Source organism: Sporolactobacillus sp. KGMB 08714, assembly GCF_036598985.1.
Classification (GTDB): domain Bacteria; phylum Bacillota; class Bacilli; order Bacillales; family Sporolactobacillaceae; genus Sporolactobacillus.
The window spans coordinates 184143-196428 of sequence record NZ_JAUUBW010000012.1; the positions used below are offsets into that span (position 1 = coordinate 184143).

Consider the following 12286-nt stretch of genomic DNA (forward strand, 5'->3'; position numbering starts at 1 on the left):
CAAATGGCTGAGACTTTCGTCTGCTGCATTTCATCTTTTCGGAGTCTTGCGGGTGCGCCTGTTTCGTGCGGTCCGTTTCAACGGGCTTGATCTTTTATTTCTGCTCTTTCTTCGCCCCTCGGCATCTTCGCTCTTGCCTGATCAACAATTTCCAGAACATTCAGGAGTGATTCATAGTTTTTCTTCAGTCCGGAATATTCCTTTTCAAGTCTTCTGTATGCCTCATCGAGCACTCTGTTTTCGCTTTTGAGCCGTTCCAGCTGAATTTTCACATCGTGCGGAAGGCTCGCGCCCGAATCCGTTTTCAGCCGGTTCAGAAAGCGGATCGTCTGATCAATGAAAGGTTCGGCAACAGCCGGTTCGGGGGACGCGGACTCTGAAACAATTTCCGCCTGCTCCGGGATTTTCGCCGCCTTCTTTCTTTTTTTATAGGCACGGCGTCTCTCTTTTGCTTCTTTCATTTCTTTCTCGAATTGTCTGCGCACGGCTGAATTCCAGCGAAACCCGCAGGCTGCGGGGGTTCGCGAGAGAAGGCTGCCCGCCTCCTTGAATGCAGCCAGTTGTGTACTTCCTTCACCGATATGCCGAAGAATGGTTTCCGCAAGTCTCACATCTTCAGTGTGCGACCAAGCATCCTGTCGAATGGACGGCATTGATTTCCCCTCTTTTCTCTCAGATCGGAAGCATGAGAATTGCTCCTTTTCCATCAATATGCGGATGATAGGATCGGTAGAAGAGAAGGCCGGATTTTTCTCTAAGTTTTCAGCCCCTGAAATGGAAGATTGAACGGTTGAGAAGAAAAGTTTTAAAAAAAACGAGGCTGTCACAAAAGGGGCGACCGCCGATGCAGTTAAGATTCGAAATATGGGGGCCCGGCGATGCTCAAAAAAGACCGCCCCATCGCCCGGGCAAGCAATTGATGGGGCAGGCAATGTTCAAGCAATATTAATAGCTTTTTCTGCGGTGAAACATGCGCCGCACGCCTCCGGACGGCCCCGGTAAAGAGAGAGCAGACGGACTTTCCTTTCCCCGCTCATTGGCCCCGAAAAAAAACATTGTAAAAAAAAATGAAGAGCCGACGCTCTTCATTCGAATGGCCTATTATTTTTCAACGACTTCTTCGCCCCTGTATGAGCCACAATTCGGGCATACACGATGAGCCAGCTTATATTCTCCGCAATTGTCGCATTTTACCATGCCCGGAACGGCCAGCTTAAAATGCGTGCGGCGTTTATTTTTGCGAGTCGTAGATGTTCTTCTTTTAGGTACTGCCACGGTTCACACCCCCTCAAACAATTATTCATCAAAAAACTTCTTCAGTTTTTCAAACCTCGGATCTATTTGCCGTTTCGATTGGCCGCCCTTAACAAACGTCCAGCCTTCTCCCGTTATATGCAGATCGGCTTTCGCTTTTTCACTGACGACACGCATCGGTTTTTCAACCATAATCGCTTCCACCAAATAAGGCACGAGGTCGATACGCTCTTCTTCAATACTGTGAACAAATTCGCCTTTTACCGCCGGATCTTCTGCGGCTCCGGCAAGCAAAAACGTCTCAGACGAATTGATTTTAAAGGGGTAATCGACATCTTCCAGAGTCACAGCACACGGCAACACCATCTTGCCCCTGATCTGCAGGTGAAAAGTGAGTGACCGTCTTGAAAATTCAACAACGCCCTTTACGTCAATAGGCGACATTCTCCGTATTTCAGGATCTGCGCGAAACAATTCCAGAGGCAATACAACTTCTTCGTGAAAACTCAATCCCTCTTGCTTGTGCTGAAGCAAATCGGGTACTGACCATGATAAAGACATACTGAACCACCTCTAGACAACAAATGTAATTATAATCTCCGCCCTGCGGAATGTCAATCCACGCATTCCGCCTGAATTTAGATTATCACAGCCTCTCTGCCGGCGCCAATTTCTTGTCGGGGAAAAAATATGGTAAAATGATTTTTGCCGGCCGTTCAACTAAAAGCGGCGGAAAGGAAGATGCATATGCACATCGCCGGAATCATTGCCGAATACAATCCGTTTCACAACGGACATCTCTATCAGCTGAATACGCTTCGGCAGACGCTCCGCCCCGATCTTATCCTGTCGGTGATGAGCGGAGACTTTCTGCAGCGCGGGGAACCGGCGCTCGTCTCTAAATGGGAGCGGACCCGTATGGCCCTTCAGGCCGGCATCGATCTGGTCATTGAGCTCCCTTATGTTTTTGCAGTCGGGAAGGCCGATGTCTTTGCTCGCGGTGCCGTTTCCATACTGGATCGGCTGGGCGCGACTCATCTGGCCTTCGGAAGCGAAATCGGCCGGATCGAGCCTTTTTTTCAGACCCTTTCCTTGATTGAAAACAACAAAGCCCGTTACGATCAAACGCTCAAAGAGGCGCTCCACGAAGGCATAAGCTATCCGAATGCCCACGCTGCCGCCTATCGGCTGCTCTCATCGGCGGCGGCAGGAGAATTTGTCGACCTGACACAGCCGAACAACAGCCTCGGATTCCATTACATTGAAGCAATTCACGATCGAAAAAGCAGCATGATCCCGCTGACCATTCGCCGGCAGGAAAGCGGACACAGCGACAGAACGTTTGCAAACGATGCCCCGATCGCCAGCGCGAGAAGCATCCGAAGCTATCTTCTCGGCGGCCGATCCCCCGCCAATCTTCAAAATAAACTTCCGCCCTATGTCTATTCTTCTCTGGAGAGGAGAAACAGATTCGGCGGATTGACGGAATGGGAAACCTTTTTCCCATTCCTTAAATACAAATTGCTGTCATCGACCGCAGAGCAGCTTTCCCTCATTTACGAAATGGAAGAAGGCATCGAACATCGGCTGCTGTCCCGCATCGGCAGCGCAGACAGCTTTAACGGCTTTATCGCGGCCGTGAAAACAAAACGCTACACCTGGGCAAGGCTGCAGCGCCTCTCGGTTCACGTCCTGACCAATACCCTCAAGAGCGAAGCCCGGCAGCCGGCAGCCGCCGGAGAAGCTCCGTATCTGCGCCTGCTCGGCATGAGCCGAAAAGGGCAGAACTATCTCGCAGCGATCCGCAAGGACCTTCAAGTGCCGCTGATTGCCAAAATCAGAAAGCACCGCGATCCTCTTCTCGATCTCGATATCAGAGCGGCAAAGCTCTACGACTTCCTTTCCGGTAACGGACAGCCGCCGCTTTCCTATTCTTCGGAAACAAGCCATGCGCCCATCCGCTATGACGAAAAAAACGGGCGCTTCATCGGCGCCGGCGGCTGACGCGCGGAACCACAGCCCGTTTCCAATCATTTTGTGCGCTGCAGATAGTTCACGGCATCCGCAAAGGTTTTTACGGGAACGATTTTCATCTGCGATCCGATTTCTTTCGCCGTTCGTTTTGCCGTTTCAAATTCATGATCCGCAGTCGGAGCAAAGAAAACGCCGGCACCGGATTTGGCAGCGCCGACCACCTTATCCTCGATCCCGCCGATCGGTCCGACAGCGCCGCTCATTTCAATGGTTCCCGTTCCGGCAATATCCCGTCCCCTGGCCAGATCTGCACGCGTCAGCTGATCGTAAATTTCAAGAGTCATCATCAGTCCGGCGGAAGGGCCCCCGATATTTTGGATCGTAAATTGAACCGGCGGATCGACGCTTACCTTTATCTGATCGCTCTGAACGATTCCTATCCCGCTGCTTTTTCCGCTGCCGATCAGATCTTTAGGAAATTTTGCAATCTGCACCGCAACCTGTTTTGTTTGCTTATTTCTGGAAATCGTCAGCTTAAATCGGTCACCCAATTTTTTCTTTTTAAGGAGGGCCTCCAGATCGCCGGTTGAAGAAATCTTTCTGCCTTCCATACCGATGATCAGATCGCCCGGCTTCAGTACTTTTGCGGCGGGCATCCCCGGCATAACGTCCAGAATCAAAATTCCTTCCCTGATCAGCTTCGGTTTTTTCCCCGCCGCCTTATAAGCCATATAAGTCGCGCTCTGCTGCGCGGATGTCATATAGTTTTCCTGGCGAAGATTATAAGCGGCATCGCTCTCGTTCGGAATTTTTACCTGATTTTCACTAACAAGTGTGACGTACTTGTTTCCGCCGTATTTCGTCCATAAGTACTGGTAAATATTCGCCTGGCCGAGGTATATGTACACGAGCCTGTATTCCCCGTTTACCCGATGTCCGCCGGCTACCTTCACCGTCTTCGCCATCGATTGGGCGTTACCCGGGCTCTGAACGTAATATGGGAGCCTGACAAAATTCAGCGCAAGTAAAACCAGAACGACTATCAGGATTGTCCAACGTAAAATTCTTTTTTTGCGCTGTGAAATATTCGCCATCCCCGTTTCGTGAATGATTGCTTTCATTTAAAATGGACGGCAACGCTCCGGAAAAACAGGTCCATGAAGACCGGCACCGTTTCCGTATCATCCATATGAACGGAATCATTGGTTTATTTATTCAATCAACTAGATGGTCTAACTGTGCCCGCTTTTCAGTATAGTGATGAATGGACAGGTTGCTGTTTCCCATATAAATGGGTGTTCGAAAAGTCCGGGAAAAAAGTAAAAAGGAGCTTCTGTTAATAACGCACACGTCCTGTGCACCGCAGAAGTCACCACATCCTGTGGAAGTTCCGCGTCAGCTTGCTTCTCCGCTCCTCACGTATTTAACAGGGAAACTTCGACTAAGAACGCGTACGTCCTGTACAAAACGTTGAAGCTATCACATCCTGTGAAAGCACGCGCAGGCAGCCTGAAGCTGCGCTTTCCCGACCTTCGACGCCCGGGACCGGGCCAGTAGTCAGGCATGCCGCAGGACATGGCGCTTTGCCTGACCTCGGCCCCCTTTGTCCTCCTTTTCGAACAAACTCGTATACAAACAAAAAAAGGAGGGGAGACAATGAACCGTTCAAGGAGCGTTACCTATTTCCTCGCGGCGGGTTCTGCGGGGCTGGCTTTTCTGATGGTTAAATATCCGACCGTAGCGGTCAACGCCTCGCTCCAGGGACTGCAGTTATGGTGGGACAAAGTATTCCCGGCGCTGTTCCCCTTCTTCGTTCTCTCCGAACTCATGATCGGATTCGGCGTTGTCACCTTTGCCGGCGTCCTGATGGAACCGATCATGCGGCCGATCTTTAAAGTGCCCGGAATCGGAGGATTCGTCTTTATGATGGGGCTCGTCTCCGGTTTCCCGGCCGGCGCACGGATGACCGCGCGGCTGTACGAAGAGAAGAAACTGACCAAAATCGAGGCGGAGCGGCTGTCCAGCTTCACAAACTTCAGCAATCCGCTCTTTCTATTCAGCGTCACCGCCATCGGATTTTTTCATCAGGCCGTACTCGGCTTTGTCTTTGCACTGGCTCACTACATCGGAAACATCGGCGTCGGGCTGATCATGCGCTGCTACAAACCCGGAAAAGACAAAGCGGCCGACGAGCGCCTTCACCATTCAGTGTTTTCAAAAGCGCTGCGCAGTATGCACCAGGAGCGGCTGAAACGATATCAGCCATTCGGAAAAGCACTCGGCGACGCCGTTACTTCTTCAGTCGGCATCCTGCTTACGATCGGCGGATTTATTGCTCTTTTTTCCATGATCAATCAGCTGATGATCCAGATCGGCGTTTCGGCACTGCTTGCGAAAACATTCGGTTTTCTTCTCGGCATTGCCGGATTCAAACCGGATCTCGGCACTGCCGCCGTTCCCGGTATTTTCGAACTGACCATCGGCGTCCGCCAGATAGGGGGGTGGCCGGCTCCGCTGATCGAACGGGTCGTGCTGGCAAGTGCGCTGCTCGGTTTCTGCGGTTTTTCCATACAGGCCCAGGCCGTCAGTATCCTTTCGCAGGCCGGACTCAGCGCCAAACCCTTTCTCATCGGACGGCTCTTCCACGCCTTCTTTTCCGGCGCTGCCGCCCTCTTTCTGTACGGATTTCTTCATATAGACGAAAAACTGAAAAACGAAACGGCACTGGCCTTCAGTCCGCGATCCGATGTTCTTTCAGGCAGTGCTTCTGCCCTCGGCCCCTGGGTCACCGTGAGCGTGCTGCTGATCTTTATCATGATCCTTCTGAAAAGGACGATCGGATCGCCGCACCAGAAATAGCCGCTGCAGAGAGGTCCCGAAAAAAGCTCTTCCACTGGGGAGGGATGGCTCCGAAGCAGGACTCCGAACAGGCGCGTCACTCCCGTCCGCACCGCGGAAACACGTGCTGCACGCAGTATGAAGACATCCCGTTCCTGTGGAAATGAAAGCGTAGGCGCAGCGGCCGTTCCCGCCCGACAGCATTCCGATAGATGCCGGCGGCAGGAAGGCAAGGCGCAGCGCCCGGCTCCGCTTCAGCCTTTTTCTCCCTTTCGCAGGACTCTTATTTCTTATACAAACTTTTTTTTCAATGCTTTTTCGACAGCATGGGGAACCAATTCATGCACAGGTCCGCCGTACTTCGCGACTTCTTTAACCATACTGGAACTCAGAAAAGAATATTTGTTGCTTGTCATCATAAAACACGTCTCAATGTCCGGGCACAGGCTTTTATTAATTGAAGCGATTTGCAGCTCGTATTCGAAATCGGAAATTGCCCGCAGGCCGCGAAGAACGATGTGGACATTCTTCTCCCGAACATAGTCCATCAGCAGGCCGTCAAACGAATCCACCGTGACGCCGGGAAGGCCGGCCGTTGCCTGTCTCAGCAGGTCGGCACGCTCATCTACCGTAAACAGCGGATTCTTCCGCGGATTGTTCAGGATGGCAACGATAATTTTATCGAAAACGGTCATACCGCGGTGGATAATATCCAGATGGCCGAATGTGATCGGGTCAAAACTGCCGGGATAAACGGCAACTCTTTCACTCAACGGATTCACTTCCCCGGTCTTCAGGCTGAAAAATATAAATCGAAACGGCTGTTTTTCCCTGATACGTCCGATATTTCCAGCGAATCAGATTCGGTTCGAAACGTTCGGGAAGCAATACCGTGTTTTCATGCTCAACGACAATAACGGCTCCGCGGGACAGCAGATCTGTTTCAAGCATCCTGGCAATATCCTTTGAGAGGTGCTGTTTCGCATAGGGAGGGTCGAGAAAAACATAATCAAAGCGCTTTCCCTCACCCGCCAGCCGCTCAAGCGCCCTGGCGGCATCAAGCTGTAAAACGGCCGAACGGTTATCATAGCGGCAATTTTTAATATTTTCATGAATAACACGGCAGGCGGGACCGGCTTTGTCGACAAAAACGGCAACGTCCGCCCCCCGGCTTAAAGCCTCGAGTCCGAGAGCGCCGCTGCCGCCGTAAAGATCAAGGGCTCTTCCGCCCGTAAAAAAAGGTCCGATCATGTTAAAAATAGTTTCCTTAACTTTGTCCGTAGTCGGACGGGTAAGACGGCCGCCAACCGGCTTGAGCGTCCTCCCTTTGTTTTCTCCGGCAATGACTCTCACTGATTTTCCTCCCGTGCCTGTCCCGAAAAATCGCTGCTTACGATGTATAGAATCCATGGGACGAGTGAATAATAGGAGCTGGCAGCATCCTTTAAGATGTTGACCCAACCGCGGATGCTTACGTTTCCCCATAAGTTTTCCGCCGGTTTCTCCTCTCCCATTGTCTTGCATCAATCGATGCGTTAAGACAGCCCGCAGATTTCTGCGGGTTTCTTTTTGTTCAAGCGGCTTTTCTCCCGAATTGCCTGTACCGGATTCTCCGGCCGGGAAGTACGGCCCTTCTGCCGCTGCCGTTCACTGCATTTTTTAGCAATTGTAAATCTGATCTCTTTCTTCTCTTTTTGTTTTTCCGTTTTCATAAGTCGTCCGCAATTCCTGCAGTTGTGAATGTTCGATACTCTTAACAAATTTCATTCTGGACAGCTGGCTGATAACAGAATCGGCCGTTTCGCTATTGCAATACAAGATCGCATATTTCATCTTTTTCGATACATAGTGGACATAACCGTAGCGTCTCAGAACGCGCAAATATTTTAGATTATGAAGCCAGATAACGAGTCCGTCTCTTTTCTGAAAAGGCATTGCCGCAACCACCCCTGTTGAATCAGCTTATCTATTTTTCTTTGTCTGTTTTCATTTCGGGTTCACAGCCCGCCCGGCCTTCAAATACGGCACCCGCATTTGCCGCCGGAACCGCATCCCGTCCCGCAGGACCGATCAAAGAACGGATCGCCTGTCGGGACTTTGATGGAATCTGAAACAGCACGGGCAAGCAGCAAACTGACCTGTCCAAGCAAATCTTCCATCTTTTTCTCTGCTCTCCGGTATTCGGAGACGAGCGGGTTCAGGTCGACGGCACGTTTCGCTTCCATCATCTGCCGGATCACTGTTTTATAGTCCGGATGGTAGCGCCCGAATCGCTGAACCTCATCATATTTTTCCCTGATCCGGATAAAATGCCGGATCAGCGCCTGCGCCGTCTCGTCCTGCTCCATTTTCGCCCTTGAATCGGCGTAATGGGCATATGGCTCCGAATGAACAAACATTTGAGCCAGACCGTCCGTCTCGTCGAGGAGAGACGTATTCTCTATCGTCGCAATCATTTCTGTCACCTCCGGCTTAATTAAAATATACAACAAATGGAGGGAAACTTCCATTCAGGCTTATATCCTGTTAGTACCCGTGCCGCGGAAAGCTCATGCCGGATCAGCCGCTTCACTTCCTCCGCCCGGCCCGGCCTTTTTCTCATTTTCCGCGCCCATCGCCTGGGCGACGCTCATCATCAGCAAAAGCATATTTGCCTGGCTGTTCAGTCTGTCGAGCCTCTGGCCGAATGTTCGTCCGAAAAAAAAATCGGCCTCCCGCTTCAGCCCGGCCAGATCCTGAGGGGACCGGCTGAGCTTGCGGTACCATTCAGGATGCAGGCGCACGAACAGTCTCTCCTCGGGCCTCTCGTCCAGGTAGCGTTGTACTTCGCGCCTCAATTGCCTCAATCCCTTCGAAAGAAAAATGGTCTTTGCTCTCCGCCTGTCCCGCCGGAAGGCCGGGAAGGCGAAGTGCTTCCGGAAACATTTTGTCCGCCGTCCTGCCCCGCGCGGCCGCTCTGTCCGCCGTCCTGCGTAAACTGTCCGATAAACGTCTGAATGCCCGTCAGCGCCCCGCTTATTGTATCCAGCCTTTCCTGCCACTGTTTGGTATCTATTTTATCAACGGCATTCAGTACTTTATTCCAGTTAAATGCAGGCTTCGTTTCCTTTTTTTTCTTCTCGATATCTACGCCGTATGTTTTCCAGATTCCATGCGATTCGCCGAAAATCACCCAATCATCGAAAACATCGCTCCATTTTTTCCCTTTGCTTCGGACATGATTGACGATTTCCGGATGAGCGCGCAGAAACAATTTAAACCGCTTGATTGCTTCATTCGTTTTCTGCTCAGCCATTTGTCCGCACACTCCTTTCTGCAGCCCTTCTACGATCATCATAATCGTCTGTCGGAAAAGATGTGCGCCCAAAATTCAAAAAATATCGGCGGCCGGCCGTTCCGGATTTTCCCGCGGCACGTTTTCATTTACGGATTCATCGGCTTCACAAAATCCTGTGTGTAATAATTTTGATAGGATCCGACACCCAATTCGGTAAAAGCGCCGTTCAATAGATTTTTTCGATGATCGATGCTGTTCAGCCATCCAAGCGTGACCGCAATGGCATCCGGATACCCGGCCGCTATATTTTCGCCTGCCAGCTGAAACAGAATGTTTTCCTTTTCAAGACGTGTCTTTAGATCTCCCGACCACTTTGACTCATGGGAAAAATAATTTTTCTGCTTCATTTCCTCGCTGTGCTGATAAGCCGCCAGGTAAGCGGCATCGCTCCATTTCAGCGGCTGTTCTTTGAAACGCAGCCGCAGAAGATTGCTGATATCAAAAATTTCCCGGTCTTCCGCCTGATCGACAGCCTGCCAATCCCGGCCGGAAAGAACGGGGTCCGCAGGCAGACGGCCAAGATAGCTCATGGAATACGGATGCTGCCTGACCAGGACATCGGCAGACATGTAGCGCACGCCGGCCAGACTGTTCGTCACATGATCATGAGTCAGCTGGACCCAGATGCCGCCGAACTTGATCAGCGGACGGGTCGTCATGTCTGCTTCACTTAAATTAAAATCAATGTCCGTTCCCTTGTAGGCCAGAGAAATGTTATTTTGAAGCGGGACATTGTTATAACTTGTCCTAGACTGCCCCCCGATCACAAACGGCGCTGTCGGCAGTTTTTTCCCGAGCGCATAGATGGTGGTCACACGGTGCGTCGTCTGATCAATGCCGATCTGGCAGTAGCTTTCACTTCCTGTTCCATAAATGAACCATTGATAACCGTACTTGGTATCGTCAATGCGCTCCGGTTTTCCTAACGTTTTCAGTATATCGGACTGGCTCTTCCCCATGAATGTTTGTATTCCGCTCTTCGGAACGGTTGGGCCGGAACGGCTGTCAGAGGCAATGGCCGATGTCCGATGACTGTTTATCTGAATGTTTCGTCCGGATGCGGGATCGTTCCCGGAATTCATTAAAAATGATCCGGCAAAAACAATAACGGCTATGGAAAAAATGATCAGATTGATTTTCCGGAACATCATTTCCTCCTTCTGAAACATAAATACTTTTTTTCATTATATCAACTTTTGCGTTTGGCAGGGAAAAGAGTTGTTTCAGTACGGAATTTTTCCATGAACGCCTTCCGATTTTTATCTATTTGGGTATCCCTTCAGCTCTTTGTCCCGCTGTACCGTCAATGGATGATCGACTCTTCCTGAAATCATCTATCTTTTGAAAGACGGAGCGTGTTTCCGCGATTAATAAACTTCGGCAACAGTCGATAGACTGCCGCGGTTGATAACCGGGTGTACCGGCTGAAGATCGATCAAGCGCCGGCGGCGGCCGATAAACGGCCTGCCGCGGTCGACAGGTCGTCATTTATGACGTCCGTGCAGAATATTCCCCTTTTCTGAGGAATAAATTGCCGTCCGCTTGAACATTCAGAGCCATAGACTGCTGCTCATGCAAACCGATCGTTTTTCGGAAAAATCGACGGCGCTTTCATGCCGCGGCCCAACAGAATACGTGAGGGGAGAGGAATACTCATTTTTATCTATTCGGACAGAAGAACCACCCAAACCTGTCCTTTTTTCCCGGTCGCGTAGCCGGTTCCGATTCTTTTTAACGTCTTTTTCTTGATGAGCCGCTCCTCATGGTCGGCCAGACGCTCTGCTGCCGGAGAAAAGTGTGCGTTAAGGGACGCGCGGAATACCAATGCCACGACTTGACCGCCGCCGCGGCCGAAAAGGCGGGTCAGCTTCGCCACATCGACTTTTTCGCTCCGTCCCGCAGCCAGATCTTCGGCAGACGAACGTGCGAACCGGAACAGATCCCAGTCAGCTTTGAGTGCGGGCAGTGCGGCCCTCTTCCTTTCTCCGTTAATCCGATTGGCCAGCAACCGTTCCGGGGAATTGACAGGAGAAAAATGATCCCCGTTTTGAGAAGACGATGTCGATGGTTCTTCCGCCGTCTGAACAGTACTCGCATGCGTAATGAAAGTGCAGGCGGCAGTCAGGGCAAAAGCAGCGAAAAAAAAACTAAGATACCTGAAAAAGGCCGATCTTTTCATCAAGCTTCCTCCTTCGTCATCCAGCATCATTTTCGCCAAAACCCGCTGCCGCTAAACACCACCGCCAGACGATCATTGGAGAAGCTTGGCCATATAAAATTCATCCACGCGTTTCCCGTCCAGAACAACCGCCGCTTTGCGTGTCCCCTCCACTTGATAGCCGGCCGTCCCATACAGCAGCATGCCCGGACGGTTGACCGACATAACGGTCAGTTCCAGTCGGAAAATATCATTTTCTTTTGCCCAGCTTTCGGCTTTTTCAAGCAGAAGCCTGCCGTAGCCCAACCGCCTCCACGCCTGAAGGACGGCTGTCACCGTCCGCGCCCGGTGACGGATCTGTTCCCTTCCGTCGCCCAATACAGCCGTAAAACCGATCAATTGTCCGTCATGTTCGGCTGCAAACCATGCGCTGTGCACCGATTTTTCTGTTTCTTTCAGACGTTTATGCATTGGCGCAGCAGCGTTTGGGCACTCATTCCCTGCAAAAGGCATATATTTCGCCTCGTCGCCCAATATGCGGTTGAAGCGCAGAAATGCCTCGGTATCCGCTGCCGTCATTTTTCTGATAACCGCCATTTGTTTCCACTCTCCTTCCCGAACATTCACTTACTAGTCTATTGTCCCGGAAAAGAAATTAGAAAGCACGGCTTCGCCGGATCCCCGGCACAGATGGGCGGGTCCCGCAGCACGCGGCGTTTCTGTCC

15 protein-coding genes are annotated in these 12286 nt (G+C 51.2%); 2 read left to right on the forward strand and 13 right to left on the reverse strand.

Going from position 1 to position 12286, the window contains the following annotated elements:
* Positions 1 to 77 precede the first annotated feature (77 nt).
* From Q6A92_RS07015 to Q6A92_RS07025, 3 genes are all read right to left on the reverse strand, one after another.
* Entirely contained in the window at positions 78 to 653 is a 576-nt protein-coding gene (locus Q6A92_RS07015) for a hypothetical protein (protein ID WP_332237479.1), read from the reverse strand.
* Positions 654 to 1101: 448 nt separating this feature from the next.
* Positions 1102 to 1275 carry a 50S ribosomal protein L32 gene (rpmF, locus tag Q6A92_RS07020; RefSeq protein WP_274397536.1) on the reverse strand — a complete coding sequence of 58 codons (174 nt, stop codon included), beginning with the start codon at positions 1273 to 1275 and terminating at the stop codon, positions 1102 to 1104.
* A gap of 21 nt (positions 1276 to 1296) precedes the next feature.
* Positions 1297 to 1815 carry a YceD family protein gene (locus tag Q6A92_RS07025; RefSeq protein WP_332237480.1) on the reverse strand — a complete coding sequence of 173 codons (519 nt, stop codon included), beginning with the start codon at positions 1813 to 1815 and terminating at the stop codon, positions 1297 to 1299.
* 180 nt (positions 1816 to 1995) lie between these two features.
* Between Q6A92_RS07025 and Q6A92_RS07030 the strand changes: the two genes are divergently transcribed.
* Positions 1996 to 3258 (forward strand): nucleotidyltransferase, encoded by a 1263-nt coding sequence (locus Q6A92_RS07030; protein ID WP_332237481.1) that lies wholly within the window; start codon positions 1996 to 1998, stop codon positions 3256 to 3258.
* A 26-nt stretch (positions 3259 to 3284) separates the two neighbouring features.
* Here the strand turns inward: Q6A92_RS07030 and Q6A92_RS07035 are convergent, their stop codons facing one another.
* On the reverse strand, positions 3285 to 4349 hold the full coding sequence (locus Q6A92_RS07035; protein ID WP_274397539.1) for a SepM family pheromone-processing serine protease: 1065 nt from the start codon (positions 4347 to 4349) through the stop codon (positions 3285 to 3287).
* A 535-nt stretch (positions 4350 to 4884) separates the two neighbouring features.
* On the opposite strand from Q6A92_RS07035, the gene ylbJ reads away from it, so the two are divergent.
* Entirely contained in the window at positions 4885 to 6087 is a 1203-nt protein-coding gene (ylbJ, locus tag Q6A92_RS07040) for a sporulation integral membrane protein YlbJ (protein ID WP_332237482.1), read from the forward strand.
* Positions 6088 to 6356: 269 nt separating this feature from the next.
* On the opposite strand, the gene coaD is transcribed toward ylbJ, so the two are convergent.
* The 9 genes from coaD to Q6A92_RS07085 all read right to left on the reverse strand — a co-directional run bounded on the left by coaD (position 6357) and on the right by Q6A92_RS07085 (position 12158).
* The gene (coaD, locus tag Q6A92_RS07045; RefSeq protein WP_274397541.1) at positions 6357 to 6839 is read right to left on the reverse strand and encodes a pantetheine-phosphate adenylyltransferase; all 483 of its coding nucleotides are present in this window, start codon (positions 6837 to 6839) and stop codon (positions 6357 to 6359) included.
* A complete protein-coding gene (rsmD, locus tag Q6A92_RS07050; protein ID WP_332237483.1) occupies positions 6832 to 7419 on the reverse strand; it encodes a 16S rRNA (guanine(966)-N(2))-methyltransferase RsmD in 588 nt (195 codons plus the stop codon). The genes coaD and rsmD overlap by 8 nt, the downstream gene beginning before the upstream one ends.
* Positions 7420 to 7725: 306 nt before the next feature.
* Positions 7726 to 8001, reverse strand: coding sequence for a YlbG family protein (locus tag Q6A92_RS07055; RefSeq protein WP_274397543.1), 276 nt, complete (start codon positions 7999 to 8001; stop codon positions 7726 to 7728).
* 80 nt (positions 8002 to 8081) lie between these two features.
* On the reverse strand, positions 8082 to 8522 hold the full coding sequence (locus Q6A92_RS07060; protein WP_274397544.1) for a YlbF family regulator: 441 nt from the start codon (positions 8520 to 8522) through the stop codon (positions 8082 to 8084).
* 93 nt (positions 8523 to 8615) lie between these two features.
* Positions 8616 to 8903: a YlbE-like family protein gene (locus Q6A92_RS07065; protein WP_274397545.1), complete on the reverse strand. Its 288-nt coding sequence runs from the start codon at positions 8901 to 8903 to the stop codon at positions 8616 to 8618.
* 5 nt (positions 8904 to 8908) lie between these two features.
* Positions 8909 to 9361, reverse strand: coding sequence for a spore coat protein YlbD (gene ylbD, locus Q6A92_RS07070; protein ID WP_332237484.1), 453 nt, complete (start codon positions 9359 to 9361; stop codon positions 8909 to 8911).
* 128 nt (positions 9362 to 9489) lie between these two features.
* Positions 9490 to 10551 carry a CAP domain-containing protein gene (locus tag Q6A92_RS07075; RefSeq protein WP_332237485.1) on the reverse strand — a complete coding sequence of 354 codons (1062 nt, stop codon included), beginning with the start codon at positions 10549 to 10551 and terminating at the stop codon, positions 9490 to 9492.
* Between the two features lie 515 nt (positions 10552 to 11066).
* Positions 11067 to 11582: a hypothetical protein gene (locus Q6A92_RS07080; protein ID WP_274397549.1), complete on the reverse strand. Its 516-nt coding sequence runs from the start codon at positions 11580 to 11582 to the stop codon at positions 11067 to 11069.
* A gap of 72 nt (positions 11583 to 11654) precedes the next feature.
* On the reverse strand, positions 11655 to 12158 hold the full coding sequence (locus tag Q6A92_RS07085) for a GNAT family N-acetyltransferase (RefSeq protein ID WP_274397550.1): 504 nt from the start codon (positions 12156 to 12158) through the stop codon (positions 11655 to 11657).
* Between the last annotated feature and the right edge of the window lie 128 nt (positions 12159 to 12286).

Bases quoted from the DNA above. Each gene is read 5' to 3' on its own strand.
- Q6A92_RS07015 (WP_332237479.1), bottom strand. From the start codon at position 653: ATGCCGTCCATTCGACAGGATGCTTGGTCGCACACTGAAGATGTGAGA.
- Q6A92_RS07025 (WP_332237480.1), bottom strand. From the start codon at position 1,815: ATGTCTTTATCATGGTCAGTACCCGATTTGCTTCAGCACAAGCAAGAG.
- Q6A92_RS07030 (WP_332237481.1), top strand. From the start codon at position 1,996: ATGCATATGCACATCGCCGGAATCATTGCCGAATACAATCCGTTTCAC.
- Q6A92_RS07035 (WP_274397539.1), bottom strand. From the start codon at position 4,349: ATGAAAGCAATCATTCACGAAACGGGGATGGCGAATATTTCACAGCGC.
- ylbJ (WP_332237482.1), top strand. From the start codon at position 4,885: ATGAACCGTTCAAGGAGCGTTACCTATTTCCTCGCGGCGGGTTCTGCG.
- Q6A92_RS07055 (WP_274397543.1), bottom strand. From the start codon at position 8,001: ATGCCTTTTCAGAAAAGAGACGGACTCGTTATCTGGCTTCATAATCTA.
- Q6A92_RS07060 (WP_274397544.1), bottom strand. From the start codon at position 8,522: ATGATTGCGACGATAGAGAATACGTCTCTCCTCGACGAGACGGACGGT.
- ylbD (WP_332237484.1), bottom strand. From the start codon at position 9,361: ATGGCTGAGCAGAAAACGAATGAAGCAATCAAGCGGTTTAAATTGTTT.
- Q6A92_RS07075 (WP_332237485.1), bottom strand. From the start codon at position 10,551: ATGTTCCGGAAAATCAATCTGATCATTTTTTCCATAGCCGTTATTGTT.
- Q6A92_RS07080 (WP_274397549.1), bottom strand. From the start codon at position 11,582: ATGAAAAGATCGGCCTTTTTCAGGTATCTTAGTTTTTTTTTCGCTGCT.
- Q6A92_RS07085 (WP_274397550.1), bottom strand. From the start codon at position 12,158: ATGGCGGTTATCAGAAAAATGACGGCAGCGGATACCGAGGCATTTCTG.